Source organism: Rhizobium sp. RAF36 (genome assembly GCF_052114105.1).
In the GTDB taxonomy this organism is placed as follows: domain Bacteria; phylum Pseudomonadota; class Alphaproteobacteria; order Rhizobiales; family Rhizobiaceae; genus Rhizobium.
In genome coordinates this window covers 569,350-587,262 of record NZ_JBFREC010000001.1, presented here as the reverse complement: position 1 = coordinate 587,262, position 17,913 = coordinate 569,350, and the positions used below count along the sequence as shown (strand labels likewise).

Here is a 17,913-nt window from a genome sequence, read left to right as displayed (position 1 = left end):
GCTCCGACCATTACGGCCATTAGTATAAATCAATTTTCAGCCAACGCGCGTCCAGCTTTGCTAACGACGTACTTGCCGGATCCCCCCCAAAGCTTGGGCGTCCCGAGCTCGGCCAAGGGTTCTCCTTCATATTGCTAAGTCGTTCTTCAAATCTTGAATCCCGCGATTCTTCCTCCAACCAATTGACGTATTTAACCCGATACTTGAAACTTGCAAAACACTGATAGTCCTGCGCTATCTCCGCCCTCACACCCGAAAATGGCCCACGAGACCGCCACCGTTTTCGATCTCCGTACCAGCGAAAAACCTCACGAAACTTAGGCACTATTTCATCATATGCGATCTTCGCGGTAAATAAAAACGCCATAAAAGCGATTGCCGAGAATATATACTCTCTTATTTCTTCACTCAAGCTTAGAAACGCAAGAACCGCGCCGTAGCCAATCATAGAAATAGACAATAGCAAAATCAGAAAGGCGAATAATTTAAGCTTCCGACGACGGAGCGATAAAAATATATTGTGAAGCGAAAAATTAGATAAGTACCCAAATAGCGCTTTCGAAACAAAAATAGGCGTCGACAGTATCGTACATATACCAATAACATAAAAATGAGATTGAACATATTCTTCAAAGTATATAAATTTCAGTTCATGGTCTGCTGGGATTACACCCAAGCCCGGCAGCAGAGAGACAATCAAGAGACCGTATTTCGAATAGATAATACTATTAACGAGCAAACTATCGATATTTAACATAGACGGAGAAATAATTTCGAACGCCTCCAAATATCTATTTCTAAAAAATTTTAGTCCAAATCCACCACGGCCGAATAAGGGGACGGTCAATAACACCATGAATATATAAGTCGACGAGAACAGAAAAATATTTATAGATCGGCCACCCAAAAGGCAGAAACCAATAAAATATACAAATAATGTCGACAGTACCCCGAATATTATATCAATTCTGATTAAAGAAAACACACCCCTGACCTTAGAAAGAGACTCTGAAGACTCTAATAAAAACATATCTTCGTCAGACCTAAAGACAATTGTTATGATGCTTTTACTTCGCAAATAGATGTAAATTTCACGCTCAATAGATTGAGGTATTTGCGGCAAAAACCTGCAGGAACGGAATGCAGCCTCTTGTATCCAAATACTTTTCACCCGCAACGCCGACAACAACGCCTTCATCATCGACTCAAAATCCAGTAGGCCAACCGCTTCTACGACCACGCGCGACGTCATCAGATCACGCCCGTCAGACAAGATCGAAACGACTTTTTGACCTAGCTCCTCTCGAAAGGCGCCGATTGCGCTGGTGCGAGCTCTGAAGGCTTCGGCTACGAAACGCAAAGCATGAATAGCCCGAAGAAAAGCAATTACCCCATCTGCGCTTGTTTCTGAAAGATTCCTGATTTCCTCCCAGCAAAACTCCGCGATATGCGCAGCCTCCTCGTCGGACGCCACCTCCGCGTAAAGTACTAGAGCATCTCTGTATCTAGAATCAGCAGGAATAGCTTCGAGTGGGGGAGCCGCCTCGCCCGAAAGCCACTTCTTAACAAGGAAAAACTCATTAAATCGCCTATGAACAAAGCTGACATTGCCGGTAAACGCCGCGCGGCGCGCCAACCTCGCAGAGACCATGACGTCGACGTAGATATCGATATCATCGCGCTGAAGTCGCCGCCTCAGATCAGAGGTTGTGATCTCCAAGCCCAAGCTTGTAGAATTGAACATGATCCATGAAATATCCTCCATTATCGCGATAGTCTCATCTTTACTGATTTTTAGGCGCTTAATAGTTTCTCCGGCATCGTCCAAACTATCCGAGATATAATTTTCGTATAGCGCGGCTTGAGTGGGAGGTAACTCTCGGTTCTTGTTCCAGTAAAGCATTATCAGATTTAGCGAAAATGGATTGCGAGCCATTGAACCAAGCTCTGTCCGCTCGGCGAAAAGTGCACGCTGCAGCTCTGCAAACTGCACCGCACTTCCACGCAAAACTTTAGATATTTGGCGCTCGGAAAATGGCCGCACCTCCAACGTTCCATGAGGTTCGTGTCCTAAGTTTGGCTTCCTGTAGTATCTTGAAGCTATTATACCCCGGGATGAAGCGTTCGACTTTATATATCCAGAGATAAGATCCGAAACTTTCCCAAGTAACAGTGACGCTTCATCCGCATCAAGTATTCCTGGGATCTCGTCAAAACTATCAAATATAAAGAACAATTGCCCAGTTTGAAAAAGACGATCAAAATGTTCGTGAAAGAATGACTTGCTGTGATCTGGGAGCCTATCAAGGACATTATTTCGAACAAAATCAGAGAAATCGCTCGACGTTGGAGGGGTATCAGACGACCATGTCCTGTTCGATACCCATTCTTTCAGGTTAATATAAATAGGCAAACGCTGTCGCGGAGACCACGCGTCAAGCAAATCGATGCAGCACTTTCGCAACGCAACGCTTTTTCCAGCGCCGGGCACTCCCAAAACCACAAATATGTTTGCGGACGTGTTTCTCTTTAATGCTTCAAGCAGATCTACTACGCGCCGCGATTTGCGCGACGAATTCATGATATCGACCTCGGCCTTTAGCTCTACAAAATGCCGATGATGCCACCTAAGTTCTTCATCAACGCGTCCAAGATGACTTTTCAGAACAGCTACAAAAGTTTCAAGCCGTTCAAGATAGCTGGGCTCGCGGTAAAACGGATCCACTGGCGGACGACCAAGCACGGCGCTGGAAGGCTTCGATATGAAGTATATTGTTGCTAGAAAAAATATCAGAGCACATGTAATAACAAAATAGCTCGGAATATCACTCGCACTCGCTTGAAGATTTGTTGCGAGCGCTGGATCTATCTTGTTCGCAATCCACAGCAACAACGATTCAGTGTATACATCGAAGAGCGAGAACAAAGAGAGTGTGGCGGAGAATGAGACTATACATAGGCGGATATTACGATGCCTATGCACGTCACTGGAGGTGAGAGTTTTAGACGAAAGCCAAGCAAGGCACAGCATGAAAATCAGCAGCGCTAGGCGCCAAATCAAATCCGAAACGGTGGTGACGATAAAATACGCGCAAACTGCATAAGCAAAGCACAAAGCAATGAATAGAGACCTGTGGTCCAGCTTCTGAAACATATCGACTCACATTCCTACGGTGAGCCCAACGGTAACCTTTGCATGGTATGGTTGCAATACGTGCGGAGTGCAATGATGTCCCACACTACTCCGCAGCCTCACCCCTTCTCACCACCTGCGGCTCGCTCTCCCGCTCCGCCACCATCACCAATGCCTCCAGCTCATAACTATACCCCTCGAGCATCTGATACGCATGCTCGATAGCCTCGATCTGGCCCTGCGCCTTCTGGATGGCGTCGGTGATCGACTGGCTGCGGGCGCGCAGCATGGAGCCGAGGACGTCGGTTTCGGGGCGGCGGCCGAGGCGGTCGATGTGCTGGCGGACGCGGTTGCGGTGGCGCTCCAGTTCCAGGATGTGGAAGCGGTTCTTGACGATGTCGTCTGAGAGTTTGCGGCGGATGGCGGCGACGGGGTCGAAGCTGCCGGGTTCGCGCTCGTCGAGAATGATGTCGTTGACCAGCTTCTCCAGCATCAGCACGCCCTCGAGATCCTTCGGGTCGGCAAGCTGGGGGTCGTAGCCGGTATCGTCATAGACGCGGCGGCGCACCGGGTCCTTCAGGAGATCGTAGGCGGCCTGCAGCTTGCCGAAATGCTCGGCATCGCCGCCGGAATCGGGATGCGCGGTCTTGGCGGCCTTGCGCCAGGCGCTGCGGATCGCAGGCTCTCCGGCATCGCGGTCAATTCCGAGCATAACATAGGGATCGATCAAACCGCCCACCTGTCCTTCCGCATTCCCATTCCTGTCTCCGGCCACCCGTCGAAAGCAGCCCGGCACCGGCCGCCGTAAGGCAGCATTTGCGCCGTCAGCCGCACGCGCGAGAGCGCCGTCTTTGACCTACGCCCTCACCCTGATTGCATCAAGTCCCGGCATCCGGCGCCCACATTATTCCGCCGGTCGGGACGAAATTGTGAACAGCGGGCGATTTTCACAGTCGAAACGACGCCCGGCATCCGGATTTTGCCGCTCGCCATGCCGGGATTTGTTCTGTATAGGACCTCGTCCCCGGCGGTTGCGCATCGTGCGCCGTATTCCCATCTGTGATGGGCCATTTGATGGCGGGACCACAGCGAAACAGGATCGGAACGGCATGACGGCGCAGGGCGGCGGCACATCGGTGACGGAAGGCAAGGCTCATTATTCGAATGGCCCGGTGTTTTCCGTGGCACCCATGATCGACTGGACCGATCGTCATTGCCGCTATTTCCACCGCCAGATCAGCCGCAACGCCTTGCTCTATACCGAGATGGTGGTGGCCGATGCGATCATCCATGGCCCGCGCGAGCGGCTGCTGTCCTTCGACGCGGCGGAACATCCGGTGGCGCTGCAGCTCGGCGGCTCCGATCCGGCCAAGCTCGCCGAAGCCGTCAGGATCGCCGCGCCCTATGGCTACGACGAGATCAATCTGAATGTCGGCTGCCCCTCCGACCGCGTGCAGTCGGGCACCTTCGGCGCGTGCCTGATGCTGACGCCTGAGGTGGTGGCCGAGTGCGTACGTGCCATGAAGGCGGTGTCGGCGGTGCCGGTGACCGTGAAATGCCGCATCGGCGTCGACGAGCAGGAACCCGAGGCCGCCCTGCCCGAGCTGATCACCCGCGTTCTCGATGCCGGAGCCGACGCGATCTGGATCCATGCCCGCAAGGCCTGGCTGAAGGGCCTGAGCCCGAAGGAAAACCGCGAGATCCCGCCGCTCGATTACGAGATGGTCTATCGCATGAAGCAGCGCTGGCCCGATGTCTTCATCGGCATCAACGGCGGCATCCACACGCTGGATGAGGCTGAGGCGCATCTCGGGCATGTCGATGGCGTCATGCTCGGCCGCGCCGCCTATCAGAATGCCGCCATTCTCGCCGAGGTCGACCAGCGCTTCTATGGCGCCGCGGCCCGCGAGATGGATTGGGATCAGCTGCGCGACCGGATGATGGCCTATGCGCAGGCGCATATCGACAATGGCGGTCGTGTCCAGCATATCGCCCGCCACATGGTCGGCCTGTTCACCAGCCTGCCCGGCGCCCGGCGCTACCGGCAGATCCTCTCGACCGATGCCACCAAGCCCGGCGCCGGTCCGGAGGTGATCGCCGCCGCCTTCGCAGCGGTTGATGTCAGCGCGGCGCCGGCCGAAGCGCTCAGCGCCTGAGCGCAGGAATGCACACAAACGAAAAACGGCGCCCGAAGGCGCCGTTTCCCATTTCTGCCGAAGCAGAAATCGAATTAGTTGGCCGAGATGTTGACGGCCTTCGGGCCCTTGCCCATGCGATCCGGCTCGGTGTCGAACGTGACCTGCTGGCCTTCGCGCAGCGACTGGATGCCCGAAGCCTGGAGAGCGGAGATGTGGACGAATACGTCCTTAGCGCCGCCTTCCGGAGTGATGAAACCAAAACCCTTGTCCTGGTTGAAGAATTTTACGGTGCCCTTGGTGGCCATGTGGGATAGTCCTTTTCCCTTAGTCTTGTCTTAGTATCCGCCCCCTCGAGAGGAAGCGGACGGCTTTAGCTTTCGTCCCGCGAACCGGGCGCGAAGGGTCAGTCGGAGAAGTCACGTACGGGGAAAGAACGTCTACGAAGCGGTTTTGCCGCTCTGCCACCCTTGCGGGAGAGCTACCAATCTGTCCAGTCACCGGCATGCTAATGCCCGAGTACTGCATGACGTGACAGCATTCGGAATAAAAAGCAAGCGGCAATATTGTGGCACGCCCTCCGCGAAGCCCGGAAATACCAAAGATTCAGATAGTTGACCAAATGTGACAACCCACAGATTCGGCTGTCCCATTTCGGGACTCCGTGCCGGAACGGGACCGTTATACGACCTGCAGAGATATATCAGGGCGCAATCAACAGCATCACATGGGCGATTACAGTCACCATCGATCCGCGGAAGGCGAGCGTCATGCGACGGTACTTGCCGCGGGCGATCGCAATCGCTTTGTTGCCGGTGTTCGCTGCACGGCACGCGACCGATAATCGCGCCCGCGTCCTTTCATTGCCTGCCGCTTTGCGTCTAAGATCGCCGGACCGCAACAGCAAGAGCATGCCATGTCATCCGCCATGAACACCGTCATTCCTGTTCCGCAGCCCGTTCTCCTGCCGGTCGAAGGCAGTGCCAGTTTCTTTCCGGTGCGCCGCGTCTATTGCGTCGGGCGCAACTATGCGGACCACGCGATCGAGATGGGCCATGACCCGAGCCGCGAGCCGCCTTTCTTCTTCCAGAAGAATCCCGACAATCTTCTGCCCGCCGGCCAGCCCTTCCCCTATCCGCCGCTCTCCGAGGACGTGCATTACGAAGCCGAGTGCGTGATCTTCCTGAAAGAAGGCGGCGAGAACATTCCGGTCGAAAAGGCGCTCGCCTGCGTCTACGGCTACGCCATCGGTATCGATTTCACCCGCCGCGACCTGCAGGCGGTTGCCAAGAAGATGGGCCGTCCGTGGGAGGTGGCCAAGGCCTTCGAATATTCGGCGCCCGTCTCGCCGATCGTCCCCGCCGATGAGCTCGGTCATCCCGAAAGCGGCCGGATCTGGCTCGATCACAACGGCAAGCGCGTGCAGGAAGGCGATCTGAACCAGATGATCTGGAAAGTGCCGGAGATCATCGCCGAACTCTCCAAGCTCTTCATCCTCGCCCCCGGCGACGTCATCATGACCGGCACGCCGGCCGGTGTCGGCGCAGTCAGGAAGGGCGACACGGTCGAGTGCGGCATCGACGGCATCGCCACCCTCACCGTCACCGTCGGCTGAGGCGCGCCATGCCCGTCTATGCACTTGCAGGATTGAGGCCGAGGCTGCCGGCAGACGGCCTCTATTGGATCGCCCCGGATGCCCATGTGATCGGCGATGTCGCGCTCGGCGAAGGCGTTGGCATCTGGTTCGGCGCGGTGCTGCGCGGCGACAATGAGCCGATCACCATCAGCCGCAACACCAATATCCAGGAAGGCGCCATGCTGCATACCGATCCGGGCGCCCCGGTGACGATCGGCGAAGGCTGCACCATCGGACACCACGCCATCGTCCACGGCTGCACCATCGGCGACAACTCATTGATCGGTATGGGCGCGACGGTGCTGAACGGCGCCAAGATCGGCAACAACTGCCTGGTCGGCGCCAATGCGCTGGTCACCGAAGGCAAGGAATTTCCGGACGGTTCTCTGATCGTCGGCTCACCGGCGCGCGCCATCCGCACGCTGGATGAAAAGGCGATCGAGGGACTGACGCGCTCGGCGGAAAAATACGTCGCCAACTGGCAGCGGTTTGCGCGGCATCTGCAGCGGCTGGATTGATCAGAACAGAAGAGTGACGCCGGTGACGTTCTTCACCGCCACTTTGATGAGGCCGAACACCGCGGAGAGGATCTTCTGGGCGGCGTTGTAGAGAAGGAATTCGAACTCCTTCAGAGCGCTGTTGAGATTGATCTCAAGCAGATGAAGCGTCAGGTCGGCGTTCTTGTCGCTAATTTCCCCGGCAACAAGCTGCGCGATGACCTTGCTTGTTTTCTGGGCGATGAATTCAAGCTGGAAGGTCATTTCCTGCTTGATACCGCTCCATTGGTCTTTTGCCTTGAGGATCGCCACCTCGAGGAGACCTTCGAGAAGCTCCTTGGCAGACCCCGGTGCGAAGTTCGCAGTATCGATCGGCATGAACACCCCCTATTATTTCAAGGCGCCTTCCATCGTCTTCGGAATGGCGCAAACGTTTCGAACAACGGAAATATTGTCGGCCTCGTTAGGCGCCTGGCCGTCGGCCTTGAATGCTGCGCGCGAGGCCTCGATCGCCCGGCGGCAATTATCGATATCATCGACAAGAAGCTGTGCGGCATTGGCCGCCGGCCGCCCGCGGAGGTAGGCCGGCCGCTTGCCGGCAATGTCCGCAGCCTCCTTCACACCCGCCAACGCGTCGATATAGTAGGGCTCCACCTTGCCATAGGGCACACGCGAGGGGCTGCTTGCCTCGATAGAGGTTTCGATCTTGGTGAGACTGGCGTGCGCGCCGTCCAGCTTCGTATAGATCGCCTCATTGTAGGTGGGCGCGAAAATGGTACAGCCGCCGAGCAGCAGCGGTAGCGTCAAGCTCATCAGTTTGCGGATAAGACCCATGGGATGCCCTCCATTCACGGACATCCTAGCGCGTGCAAAATCAAATGCAATCTTAAATTACATATAAAATAAAATACACCAAATAGGTGCATTCGATTGCATGACGTCAGGCCGCGCAGCTCTCGCAAACGCCGCGGATCTCGATCGTCGTCTTCTCCGCCTTGAACTTCTTGCTTCGCATCCAGTTCATCAGCTGATGATCGACGGCGTGGTCGTGGAATTCGATGACCTGGCCGCAGCTTTCGCAGATGGCGAAGGCGACGGTGCCGTGGCTATGGCAATTCTCATCCGGATGGGCGCAGACGACGAAGGAGTTGATGCTCTCCAGCCGGTGCACGACGCCATATTCCAAAAGCTTCTCCAGCGCCCGGTACACCTGCAACGGCGCCCGGAACCCGTGATCGCGCAATTTGTCGAGGATCGTATAGGCGCTGAGCGGCCCCTCCGCCTTTTCCAGGACATCGAAGACGAGCGCCTGGTTCTTGGTCAGCTGTGGCGTGTTCATGTGCCTTGTCCTTGCGGTTCCTTGCGCCCCAGCCGCGGCAGCAGGCTGAGGATGAAGAGAATGAGGGCTGCGACGACGATCGACGGGCCTGACGGCGTGTCATAGGTGAGCGAGCCGAAGAGACCGCCGACGACGGCAACGGCGCCGATCAGCGACGCCAGCACCGCCATGATCTCGGGCGTCGGCGAAAAGCGGCGTGCGGCAGCGGCCGGAATGATCAGCAGCGATGTGATCAGCATGATGCCGACGATCTTCATGGCAATGGCGATAACGACCGCCATCAGCAGCATGAAGAACAGCCGCGCCCGCTCGGGCTGCAGGCCTTCGGCTTCGGCAAGCTCCGGATTGACGGTCGAGGCCAACAGCGGCCGCCAGAGCCAGGCGATCGCCGCGACGACGAACAGGCCGCCGCCCCAGATCATCGCGATATCGGTCTTTGATACGGCAAGGATATCGCCGAACAGGAAGGCGATCAGATCGATCCGCACCCAGCTCATGAAGGCGACCATGACAAGGCCGATGGCAAGCGTTGCATGCGAGAGAATGCCGAGCAGCGCATCGGCCGAAAGCGCCTGACGCTTCTGCAAAAAGAGCAGCAGGATCGACACCGTGGCCGCAACGCCGAAGACCGCGAGCGTCAGATTGAGCTGAAAGAGCAGCGACAGCGCCACCCCGAGCAGCGCCGAATGGGCGATCGTATCGCCGAAATAGGCCATTCGCCGCCAGATGATGAAGCAGCCGAGCGGCCCTGTCGTCAACGCCAGGCCGACGCCGGCGAGAACAGCACGGACGAAGAAATCGTCAAGCATGGCGCTCTCCCGCATGGTGATGGTGATCGTGGCCATCATGATCGTGAGCACTATGATCGTGCCCGTCCCCATGATCGTGCTCGTGGTGATGGCCGTCTTCTGGATGGCAGTGATCGGTCACCGAACCGTCCGAATGCAGGACGCGCCCATCCGGCAGATGCGTATGGTCGTGGTGGTGGCTATAGACGGCAAGCGTCTGCGCCGCACGGCTGCCGAACAGCCGCACATATTCGGGGCTCTGGCTGACGGCCTGCGGCGTACCGCGGCAGCAGACATGGCCGTTCAGGCAGATGACAGTATCGGTCTCGGCCATGACCACATGCAGGTCATGGGAAATCAGCAGAATGCCGCAGCCGGTTTCGTTGCGGATCTGCTTGATCAGATCGTAGAGCGCGATCTCCCCGGAAAAATCGACGCCCTGCACAGGCTCGTCGAGAACCAGCAGATCGGGCTTGCGGGCAATGGCGCGCGCCATCAAGGCGCGCTGGAATTCGCCGCCGGAGAGATGCTGAACTTCGGCGTTCAGCATATGCGCCATGCCGGCAGACTCGAGCGCGGCCATCATTTCCTTTTCGGCGAGCGGGCCGGTTAACGTCATCAGCCGGCGCACAGTCAGCGGCAATGTCCAATCGACTGCAAGCTTCTGCGGCACATAGCCGACCTTCAGCCCAGGCAGCCGTTCAACGCTGCCCTCGTCAGGCTTGAGCACGCCGATGGCAGCCTTGGCGCTTGTCGATTTTCCGGAGCCGTTCGGCCCGATCAGCGTCACGATTTCACCGCGTGAAACGGAAAAATCGACGCCGCGCACCAGCCAGCGGCCATTGCGGCGGATACCGGCATTATTGAGGGAAACCAGTGGCTTCGCCCCGGAATTGGCGGGAGATAACATCATTTTTCCTGATGTGCTGTTGCGTCCTGCTATCGCACACGTTATAGCATTACGCAATTGATGTAATAACATAACAAACGCAATTCAAGCGGAGCGTGCACATGAAACTGGCTGCCGGCCTCTCCCTCGCCCTTCCGGCTCTGATGCTGGCAGGAGCCGCCAAGGCTGCGGATGCGCCTGTTGTCGTCACCTCGATCAAGCCCATTCATTCACTGGTCGCCTCGATCATGCAGGGCGTCGGTACGCCAGAGCTGATCGTCGATGGCGCCGCCTCCCCGCATACCTACAATCTGAAACCATCCAACGCGCGGGCGCTGCAGGATGCAAAGGTGATCTTCTGGGTCGGCGCCGGGCTGGAAGCATTTCTCCAGAAGCCTCTGGAGGCGCTGGGCAGTGATGCCAGCATCGCCGAACTCGACAATGCGCCCGGCCTCACCAAGCTGAAATTCCGCGAAGGCGGCGCCTTCGAGCCGCATGATGACGGCGACGAGGCCGAAGGCCACGATCATGACCACGATCACCAGGCTGCGGAGGCCACCGGTCACGATGGCGGGCACGACAATGACCACGATCACGGGCATGGCGAATTCGACACGCATCTCTGGCTCGATCCGATGAACGCCAAGGCAATGGCCGCCGAAATCACCACCACGCTGGTCGCCGCCGACCCGGCGAACGCCCTGACCTACCAGGCCAATGCCAAGACGCTCGATGACAAGCTCGATGCGCTTGACAAAGAAGTGGCCGCGACAGTCGCTCCGGTCAAGGACAAGCCTTTCATAGTCTTCCACGACGCCTACCAGTATTTCGAACATCGCTACGGCATCAAGGTGGCAGGATCGATCACAGTCAGCCCGGAAACCATTCCCGGCGCAGAACGGGTGTCGGAGATCCACCAGAAGGTCGGCGAACTCGGCGCCACCTGCGTCTTCGCCGAACCGCAATTCGAACCACGCCTCGTCGATGTCGTCATCGAAGGCACCAAGGCCAAATCGGGCGTGCTCGATCCGGAAGCTGCAACGCTGAAGGCCGGCCCCGATCTCTATTTCACCCTGATGCGCGGCATCGCCGCCAGCATGAAGGATTGCCTCAGCCGCGATAGCTGAGCGCGTTCGAGCACCGGCCAGAGAAGGCGAGCGCTTCTGCTCGCCTTTTTTAGACCAACACATGTAATGGTATAACATTTACAATGGAGATATCCATGGACAGCAGACTTCCGGTGACGGTTCTCTCGGGCTTTCTCGGCGCGGGCAAGACGACGCTTCTCAATCATGTCCTCTCCAACCGGCAGGGAATGCGCGTGGCGGTAATCGTCAACGATATGAGCGAGGTCAATATCGACGCCACGCTGATCCGCGACGGCGGCGCCAATCTTTCGCGCACCGAGGAGCAGCTGGTCGAAATGACCAATGGGTGCATCTGCTGCACCCTTCGCGACGATCTGCTAAGCGAAGTCCGTAAGCTCGCCGCCCAGGGCCGGTTCGACTATCTGCTAATCGAATCGACCGGAATTGCCGAACCCCTGCCCGTCGCCACCACCTTCGAGTTCCGCGACGAGAAGGGTGAGAGCCTCTCCGATATCGCCCGGTTGGACACGATGGTCACCGTCGTCGATGCCGCAAACCTCCTGACCGACTATGGCTCGACCGATTTCCTGGCCGACCGCGGTGAAACGGCGGGCGATGGCGACAACAGGACGATCGTCGACCTCCTCGTCGAACAGATCGAATTCGCCGACGTCGTCGTGCTGAACAAGAGCGGGACCGCAACGCCAGAACAACGCCACGCGGCCCGCACCATCATCACCGGGCTGAACCCGGACGCGCGGCTGATCGAGACCGATTTCGGCCGTGTGGACCTCCGCGACGTCCTCGATACCGGCCGCTTCGATATCGACAAGGCCGAGACCCATCCCCTCTGGTACAAGGAGCTCCATGGCTTCCGCGATCATGTGCCGGAGACCGAGGAATACGGTATCCGCTCCTTCGTCTATCGCGAGAAGCGTCCCTTTCATCCCACCAGGCTGCAGGCCTTTCTCGATCAGTCATGGCCGGGCGTGGTGCGTGCCAAGGGCTTCTTTTGGCTGGCCACCCGGCCTCACTATGTCGGGGAGATCAGCCAGGCTGGCGCGATCGTGCGGACCGGCAAGATGGGATTGTGGTGGGCAGCCGTGCCGAACGAACAATGGCCCCGCGATCCGGGCTTCACGGCAGCACTCGCGCCCTATCTTGACCCGATCTGGGGCGATCGGCGTCAGGAGATCGTCTTCATCGGCGCCGATCCGATGGACGAGGCGGCGATCCGCGTCAGTCTCGATGCATGTCTTGTCGAAGCCGACGATTTCACACCGGACCAATGGCGCAACCTGCCGGATCCCTTCGCCAGCTGGGCGCTGCGTGCCGCATGACCGCAAGGCCGATCAAGCCGTTCCGGTGCGTCTGCGAGGAATGCGAACCGCTGCCGCCGATCCCGGGCCTCAGCGCTCCGGCAGAAGAGAAGAGCAAGCCAGCAGCGCTCGGAGCGGCACTCCTCACTGCCGCTATCTGGCGCCGTCCATCCGGCACCACGAACAAATGAAAAGGGCGGCATCGCTGCCGCCCTTCTCATCGATCCCGGCTGCTCAGCGGCCGGAAATGATGCTGGAGATGATGCCGCTTGCCACGCCAACCAGCAGGAAGTCGTTATCGACCTTCACCCAATGGTAGCCACGCGGCGGAGCCGACAGGCGGTAGCGGCGGTAGTCGCGAACGTCAGACATGCGGCGGCGTTCAGCAGCACTGACGCGGTGACCCTTGGTCCAGCGGTACTTCTTGACGATGACCTGCTTGTGCACGTCCCGCTCGACGACACCGGGGCGGCGGTAATCGTTAGCGCTGGCTTCCGAAGCAACGATCGGCGACAGCAGGAAGGAGGCGGAGAGCAGAGCGGCGAAGATCTTTTTCATTGGGGTTTCCTCGTGTTGAACACGCCCCGAAATTACGTCTGTAAAGATGAACCGAATCTGAAACTTAAATTAAACTTTCGTAATCAAATCTGCACGATAAAGGGAGAAGTTTATAATTTAGTTTTATCTTGTTAGCGATTATTGCTTGGCATCTCTGGTGGCCAACCTCGTCCTTCGAGGCCCCTCTGGGGCACCTCAGGATGAGGTTGGAGTGGATGTTTTCGCCAGGACCAAGAAATCAAGGATCTGAGCTACCGCAAATCCATCAGCGACCAAACCACTCGAAAAGCCATCAACGCAGACCGCCCGCAAAGCCATCAACAACCAAGGCCGCAAACGACCAGCCCTCATCCTGAGGTGCCCCGCAGGGGCCTCGAAGGACGAGGGCGAGTGGCAGACAGGCCGCCACTCCCTCACAACTCCTCGTAATTGAACCAATCGAAATCAGCCATCTTCGCCCTGCCCGACGTGTCGAAGGCAAACACACCGGCAAAGGCACCGGTAAACGAGCCATGCTCCCCACGCCCGCCCTCGTCGGAAACCACACCGGCATCCAGCTCCGGCCCGATCGGCTGCCAGGCGCCCATCCCTTCCGTCTGCCAGAAAAATTGCAGCCCGTTCTCGCGAATTTCCATAGATAGCTGCACGCGCCCTTCCGGCGGTAATGCGGCACCGCTTCCGGCCGGAAATGTCATGCGCCCATTCGGATAATCGCCATCGCAGGAGAAGATCGTCACGCAACGGCCGAGCTTCTCGTGCAGCGTCACGACGGCAGCGTGGAATTTGTGACGGTTATAGTAGTGCGTCAGCCCAGCCACCTGCTGATAGGTATCCGGCTGAAACTCCACCACCGTCTCGGCGCGAAAACTGTGGTGCTCCTGACGGCGCGCCACCAGAGCCTGCTCGAACCACGAGCCGATGCTCTCACGGCCGATCAGCCTCAGATGGCCAGGCCGGTCCGTGAGATTGAAGATGCGCTGCGGTTCCGGCGTGCGCAGCCATTGGAAATCGGCAGGCAGCTTTCCGCCGTCGAAGCTGTATTCGGTGCGCACCTGCTTCTCGGCGAGTGTCGCGCCATTAAGGCCAGGAACCTCGACATCGGGCACCACGGTGCCGTTCTCGAGATAGAGCCAGCCGTCCTCCTTCCAGACGCATTTCTGCAGCGCCGTTTCGCGCCCCAGCGTGCAGCGCCGCTTCGGCGGCATCGGCCGGCCGCAGAGATGCGTGTGATAGACTTGGCCATCCGGCGTCTCGACATACTGGCCATGCCCTGCCCGCTGCAGCACCGCGCCCGGCTGGTCCTTGGAGGTGATCAGATGCATGCTCGGATGCATCTCGTAGGGACCATCGATGTTGCGCGAGCGCGCCATGGTCACCGCATGGTCGTAGCCGGTGCCGCCCTCGGCAGTCGTCAGATAATAGTAGCCGTTCTTCCTGAAGAGATGCGGTCCCTCGACCAGCCCCAGCGGGCTGCCGGCAAAGATGTTCTTGATCGGACCGACAAGCTCGCGCGTTTTCGGATCCCATTCCTGTAGGAGGATACCGTCGAAAGCCGGCGATTTCGGCGCTCCGCCATAGCTTTCCGTACGGTGGTTCCACTGCATGTTGACGAACCATTTGCGCCCGTCATCGTCATGGAACAGCGACGGATCGAAGCCCGAAGAATTGACATAAATGGGCTCGGACCATTCGCCCTCAATCGTCGGCGACGTGACAATGTAATTATGCGCATCCTTGAAATTGCCGTCGAAACGCTTGACGTCGGTATAGACGAGCCAGAACAACCCGTCCGCATAGGAAAGACACGGCGCCCAGACGCCGCAGCTGTCGGGGTTGCCGCGCATATCCAGCTGCGACTTGCGTTCCAGCGGCCGCTTCACCAGCGTCCAGTTCGCCAGATCGCGCGAATGATGGATCTGCGCGCCCGGATACCATTCGAAGGTCGAGGTCGCGATATAATAGTCCTCACCGACGCGGCAGATCGATGGATCCGGATTGAAACCCGGCAGAATGGGATTACGGATCATGGCGGCTCCTCCAGAATTTGCGGTACGTACGTCAGTATAATAAGAGGTACGGGCGACGTTTCCCCAACTCCTCATTCCTGTGCTCGTCACAGGAATCCAGCCGGCACAAGTCCTTGGGCCGGAAAGAGTCTATTCGTCGCGCAGACGCGCGACGGCTGGATCTCTGTGACATCCCGTGGGCGCAGCCCTAAGGGCACAGAGATGAGGGAGCGGGGATTAGCCCCCAAACTCCCCCAATCGCCCTGCCCTAGTCCAGCTCGGCCGACTTGGCCCACAGATTGATATCCGCTTCCTTGGCATAGACATCGATCTGCTTCAGTTCGTCCGCCGTGAACTCGAGATTGTCCAGCGCCTTGACGCAGTCGACGATCTGCGAGGAGCGGCTGGCGCCGATCAGCGCCGAGGTCACGCGGTCGCCGCGCAGCACCCAGGCGATTGCCATCTGCGCCAGCGTCTGGCCGCGCTTTTCGGCGATCTCGTTGAGCTTCTTGATATTGTCGATGATCGAAGGACGGATGAAATCCTTCTTCAGGAAGTGGTTCTGCGCCGCACGGCTGTCCTGAGGAATGCCGCCGAGATATTTGGTCGTCAGCATGCCCTGTGCCAGCGGCGAGAAGACGATCGAGCCCATGCCGGTTTCGTCGAGCGCGTCGAGCAGCTTGTCGTCCTCGACCCAGCGATTGAGCATCGAATAGCTCGGCTGATGGATCAGGCAGGGCGTGCCGAGTTCCTTGAGGATCTTTGCCGCTTCCCGTGTGCGCTGCGAATTGTAGGACGAGATCCCGACATAGAGCGCACGTCCCGAGCGGACGATGTGATCGAGCGCGCCGCAGGTTTCTTCGAGCGGGGTCTCCGGGTCGAAGCGGTGCGAATAGAAGATATCGACATAGTCGAGGCCCATGCGCTTCAGGCTCTGGTCGCAGGAGGCGATCAGATACTTGCGGCTGCCCCACTCGCCATAAGGACCGGGCCACATGTCGTAACCGGCCTTCGAAGAGATGATCAGTTCGTCGCGCAGGCCGGCGAAATCGGTGCGCAGAATTTCGCCGAATGCGAGCTCGGCGCTGCCGGGAGGCGGGCCGTAATTGTTGGCGAGGTCGAAATGGGTGATGCCGAGATCGAAGGCCGTGCGGCACATATCGACCTTACGGTCATGCGGGGTATCGCCGCCGAAATTGTGCCAGAGGCCGAGAGAGACGGCTGGCAGCTTCAGGCCCGAACGGCCCGTGCGGTTGTACTTCATCTTCGAATAACGGTCGGAAGCCGGTTGCCAGCTCATAATTCTATTCCTTTAAGAAAATCGCGCGGGCAGATTTTGCCCGCGCGGGACAATAGTCGTTTGAAGCCTTACTTCAAGAGCGGCCTTACCGGAGCAGCGCCTGCGCTTCCTCGATGCCGAGGGCGGCCGGCTGGGTGCAGGTCGTCGTCAGTTCGATGAACCGGCCCTCTTCGCCCGACTTCAGGATCGAGGTCATGACATCGACGCCGTGCAGCGTGCGATCGAGCGAGCAGCGCGCGTCACGCCCCTCGATGATCGCCATCGCCATGTCGGCGAGACCAGCCGTGCGGTAGTTGGCGCGCGGTCCCTGCGGGCTCTCCTGGTTGAAGATGCCGAAGGGATGTTCCCAGCCCTCAACCGGCTTGATGTCCTTGTCCTTGCCGCTCGCCTCGACGACGCCGCCGAAGAAGTTCGGGTCCGGCACGTAGATCGAGCCCTCAGTGCCGTAGAGCTCCATGTTGGCATGACGGTGCGACCAGACATCCCAGCTCGCCGTCAGCGTCACGGTGGCGCCGCTGACGAATTCGAGGATCGCCTGGATCGTCGTCGGGGTCTTCACCGGGATGACTTCGCCGTTGCGCGGGGCGCTGGTGATGGTGCGGGTTTCCGATGCCATCGAGGTCATGGCGCCGACGCGCTTCACCGGCCCGATCAGGTTGATCAGGTTGGCGATGTAGTAAGGGCCGAGATCGAGGATCGGGCCGCCGCCCGGCAGGAAGAAGAAGTCCGGGTTCGGATGCCACATCTCCATGCCGGGGCTCATGACGTAGCAGGCGCCCGAGGTGATGCGGCCGACGCCGCCCTCATCGATATATTTGCGGGCGAGCTGATGCGCGCCGCCGAGGAAGGTATCCGGTGCGCAACCGACCGACAGGCTCTTCGCCTTGGCGATGCGGCGAAGCTCTTCGCCCTGCTCAAGCGTCAGAACCAGCGGCTTTTCCGAATAGACATGCTTGCCGGCTTCGAGGATCGACTTCGACACCGGGAAATGCGCGTCGGGGATCGTCAGGTTGACGACGACGTCGATCTCGTCGTTCTGAAGCAGCTCCTCGATCGTCTGTGCCTTGACGCCGTATTCGGCGGCGCGGGCTTCGGCGGCCTGCATGTTGATATCGGCGCAGGCGAGGACCTTCAGGCCCTTGAACAGCGGCGACAGCGAGAAATAGGTGGTGGAGATGTTGCCGCATCCGATGATGCCGACGCCAAGTTCCTTGGTCATGATAAG

18 protein-coding genes are annotated in these 17,913 nt (G+C 58.5%); 5 read left to right on the top strand and 13 right to left on the bottom strand.

The window, feature by feature from the left end; all coding sequences use genetic code 11:
• Positions 1-19: 19 nt before the first annotated feature.
• Positions 20-3,154: an NACHT domain-containing protein gene (locus tag AB4Z25_RS02950; protein ID WP_442207847.1), complete on the bottom strand. Its 3,135-nt coding sequence runs from the start codon at positions 3,152-3,154 to the stop codon at positions 20-22.
• A gap of 85 nt (positions 3,155-3,239) precedes the next feature.
• On the bottom strand, positions 3,240-3,845 hold the full coding sequence (locus AB4Z25_RS02945) for a DnaJ domain-containing protein (RefSeq protein ID WP_112516125.1): 606 nt from the start codon (positions 3,843-3,845) through the stop codon (positions 3,240-3,242).
• 397 nt (positions 3,846-4,242) lie between these two features.
• Here AB4Z25_RS02945 and dusA point away from each other — a divergent pair, with 397 nt between their 5' ends.
• A complete protein-coding gene (dusA, locus tag AB4Z25_RS02940) occupies positions 4,243-5,289 on the top strand; it encodes a tRNA dihydrouridine(20/20a) synthase DusA (protein ID WP_442207846.1) in 1,047 nt (348 codons plus the stop codon).
• A gap of 74 nt (positions 5,290-5,363) precedes the next feature.
• Here dusA and AB4Z25_RS02935 read toward each other — a convergent pair whose 3' ends face one another.
• Both AB4Z25_RS02935 and AB4Z25_RS02930 read right to left on the bottom strand, forming a co-directional pair.
• Positions 5,364-5,576, bottom strand: coding sequence for a cold-shock protein (locus AB4Z25_RS02935; protein WP_007533154.1), 213 nt, complete (start codon positions 5,574-5,576; stop codon positions 5,364-5,366).
• A 395-nt stretch (positions 5,577-5,971) separates the two neighbouring features.
• Positions 5,972-6,181, bottom strand: coding sequence for a hypothetical protein (locus tag AB4Z25_RS02930; RefSeq protein ID WP_112537640.1), 210 nt, complete (start codon positions 6,179-6,181; stop codon positions 5,972-5,974).
• 3 nt (positions 6,182-6,184) lie between these two features.
• On the opposite strand from AB4Z25_RS02930, the gene AB4Z25_RS02925 reads away from it, so the two are divergent.
• A complete protein-coding gene (locus AB4Z25_RS02925) occupies positions 6,185-6,883 on the top strand; it encodes a fumarylacetoacetate hydrolase family protein (RefSeq protein WP_112537641.1) in 699 nt (232 codons plus the stop codon).
• 8 nt (positions 6,884-6,891) lie between these two features.
• Positions 6,892-7,422, top strand: a complete 531-nt coding sequence (locus tag AB4Z25_RS02920; protein ID WP_112537642.1) for a gamma carbonic anhydrase family protein — start codon at positions 6,892-6,894, stop codon at positions 7,420-7,422.
• On the opposite strand, the gene AB4Z25_RS02915 is transcribed toward AB4Z25_RS02920, so the two are convergent.
• The 5 genes from AB4Z25_RS02915 to AB4Z25_RS02895 form a co-directional block, all read right to left on the bottom strand.
• The gene (locus AB4Z25_RS02915) at positions 7,423-7,779 is read right to left on the bottom strand and encodes a hypothetical protein (RefSeq protein ID WP_112537643.1); all 357 of its coding nucleotides are present in this window, start codon (positions 7,777-7,779) and stop codon (positions 7,423-7,425) included.
• Positions 7,780-7,791: 12 nt separating this feature from the next.
• The gene (locus AB4Z25_RS02910) at positions 7,792-8,235 is read right to left on the bottom strand and encodes a hypothetical protein (protein WP_112537644.1); all 444 of its coding nucleotides are present in this window, start codon (positions 8,233-8,235) and stop codon (positions 7,792-7,794) included.
• Between the two features lie 106 nt (positions 8,236-8,341).
• Entirely contained in the window at positions 8,342-8,740 is a 399-nt protein-coding gene (locus tag AB4Z25_RS02905; RefSeq protein ID WP_112387139.1) for a Fur family transcriptional regulator, read from the bottom strand.
• Positions 8,737-9,549, bottom strand: a complete 813-nt coding sequence (znuB, locus tag AB4Z25_RS02900) for a zinc ABC transporter permease subunit ZnuB (RefSeq protein WP_112387138.1) — start codon at positions 9,547-9,549, stop codon at positions 8,737-8,739. The genes AB4Z25_RS02905 and znuB overlap by 4 nt, the downstream gene beginning before the upstream one ends.
• Positions 9,542-10,438 (bottom strand): metal ABC transporter ATP-binding protein, encoded by an 897-nt coding sequence (locus tag AB4Z25_RS02895; RefSeq protein WP_162698672.1) that lies wholly within the window; start codon positions 10,436-10,438, stop codon positions 9,542-9,544. Before AB4Z25_RS02895 ends, znuB begins: the two co-directional genes overlap by 8 nt.
• A 101-nt stretch (positions 10,439-10,539) precedes the next feature.
• On the opposite strand from AB4Z25_RS02895, the gene znuA reads away from it, so the two are divergent.
• A complete protein-coding gene (gene znuA / locus AB4Z25_RS02890) occupies positions 10,540-11,544 on the top strand; it encodes a zinc ABC transporter substrate-binding protein ZnuA (RefSeq protein ID WP_112537646.1) in 1,005 nt (334 codons plus the stop codon).
• A gap of 95 nt (positions 11,545-11,639) precedes the next feature.
• Positions 11,640-12,845: a zinc metallochaperone GTPase ZigA gene (zigA, locus tag AB4Z25_RS02885; protein ID WP_112537647.1), complete on the top strand. Its 1,206-nt coding sequence runs from the start codon at positions 11,640-11,642 to the stop codon at positions 12,843-12,845.
• 213 nt (positions 12,846-13,058) lie between these two features.
• Here zigA and AB4Z25_RS02880 read toward each other — a convergent pair whose 3' ends face one another.
• From AB4Z25_RS02880 to AB4Z25_RS02865, 4 genes are all read right to left on the bottom strand, one after another.
• Positions 13,059-13,382, bottom strand: coding sequence for an RcnB family protein (locus AB4Z25_RS02880; RefSeq protein ID WP_112516013.1), 324 nt, complete (start codon positions 13,380-13,382; stop codon positions 13,059-13,061).
• A gap of 413 nt (positions 13,383-13,795) precedes the next feature.
• A complete protein-coding gene (locus AB4Z25_RS02875) occupies positions 13,796-15,409 on the bottom strand; it encodes a glycoside hydrolase family 43 protein (RefSeq protein WP_112537648.1) in 1,614 nt (537 codons plus the stop codon).
• Between the two features lie 247 nt (positions 15,410-15,656).
• Positions 15,657-16,688, bottom strand: a complete 1,032-nt coding sequence (gene mgrA / locus AB4Z25_RS02870; RefSeq protein ID WP_112537649.1) for an L-glyceraldehyde 3-phosphate reductase — start codon at positions 16,686-16,688, stop codon at positions 15,657-15,659.
• An 85-nt stretch (positions 16,689-16,773) separates the two neighbouring features.
• Positions 16,774-17,907, bottom strand: coding sequence for a Gfo/Idh/MocA family protein (locus AB4Z25_RS02865; RefSeq protein ID WP_112537650.1), 1,134 nt, complete (start codon positions 17,905-17,907; stop codon positions 16,774-16,776).
• Between the last annotated feature and the right edge of the window lie 6 nt (positions 17,908-17,913).

What these genes read in the sequence shown, in the direction of transcription:
- AB4Z25_RS02950 (WP_442207847.1), bottom strand. Translation starts at nt 3,154, where the DNA reads ATGTTTCAGAAGCTGGACCACAGGTCTCTATTCATTGCTTTGTGCTTT.
- AB4Z25_RS02945 (WP_112516125.1), bottom strand. Translation starts at nt 3,845, where the DNA reads ATGCTCGGAATTGACCGCGATGCCGGAGAGCCTGCGATCCGCAGCGCC.
- dusA (WP_442207846.1), top strand. Translation starts at nt 4,243, where the DNA reads ATGACGGCGCAGGGCGGCGGCACATCGGTGACGGAAGGCAAGGCTCAT.
- AB4Z25_RS02935 (WP_007533154.1), bottom strand. Translation starts at nt 5,576, where the DNA reads ATGGCCACCAAGGGCACCGTAAAATTCTTCAACCAGGACAAGGGTTTT.
- AB4Z25_RS02930 (WP_112537640.1), bottom strand. Translation starts at nt 6,181, where the DNA reads ATGCTCTTGCTGTTGCGGTCCGGCGATCTTAGACGCAAAGCGGCAGGC.
- AB4Z25_RS02925 (WP_112537641.1), top strand. Translation starts at nt 6,185, where the DNA reads ATGTCATCCGCCATGAACACCGTCATTCCTGTTCCGCAGCCCGTTCTC.
- AB4Z25_RS02920 (WP_112537642.1), top strand. Translation starts at nt 6,892, where the DNA reads ATGCCCGTCTATGCACTTGCAGGATTGAGGCCGAGGCTGCCGGCAGAC.
- AB4Z25_RS02915 (WP_112537643.1), bottom strand. Translation starts at nt 7,779, where the DNA reads ATGCCGATCGATACTGCGAACTTCGCACCGGGGTCTGCCAAGGAGCTT.
- AB4Z25_RS02910 (WP_112537644.1), bottom strand. Translation starts at nt 8,235, where the DNA reads ATGGGTCTTATCCGCAAACTGATGAGCTTGACGCTACCGCTGCTGCTC.
- AB4Z25_RS02905 (WP_112387139.1), bottom strand. Translation starts at nt 8,740, where the DNA reads ATGAACACGCCACAGCTGACCAAGAACCAGGCGCTCGTCTTCGATGTC.
- znuB (WP_112387138.1), bottom strand. Translation starts at nt 9,549, where the DNA reads ATGCTTGACGATTTCTTCGTCCGTGCTGTTCTCGCCGGCGTCGGCCTG.
- AB4Z25_RS02895 (WP_162698672.1), bottom strand. Translation starts at nt 10,438, where the DNA reads ATGTTATCTCCCGCCAATTCCGGGGCGAAGCCACTGGTTTCCCTCAAT.
- znuA (WP_112537646.1), top strand. Translation starts at nt 10,540, where the DNA reads ATGAAACTGGCTGCCGGCCTCTCCCTCGCCCTTCCGGCTCTGATGCTG.
- zigA (WP_112537647.1), top strand. Translation starts at nt 11,640, where the DNA reads ATGGACAGCAGACTTCCGGTGACGGTTCTCTCGGGCTTTCTCGGCGCG.
- AB4Z25_RS02880 (WP_112516013.1), bottom strand. Translation starts at nt 13,382, where the DNA reads ATGAAAAAGATCTTCGCCGCTCTGCTCTCCGCCTCCTTCCTGCTGTCG.
- AB4Z25_RS02875 (WP_112537648.1), bottom strand. Translation starts at nt 15,409, where the DNA reads ATGATCCGTAATCCCATTCTGCCGGGTTTCAATCCGGATCCATCGATC.
- mgrA (WP_112537649.1), bottom strand. Translation starts at nt 16,688, where the DNA reads ATGAGCTGGCAACCGGCTTCCGACCGTTATTCGAAGATGAAGTACAAC.
- AB4Z25_RS02865 (WP_112537650.1), bottom strand. Translation starts at nt 17,907, where the DNA reads ATGACCAAGGAACTTGGCGTCGGCATCATCGGATGCGGCAACATCTCC.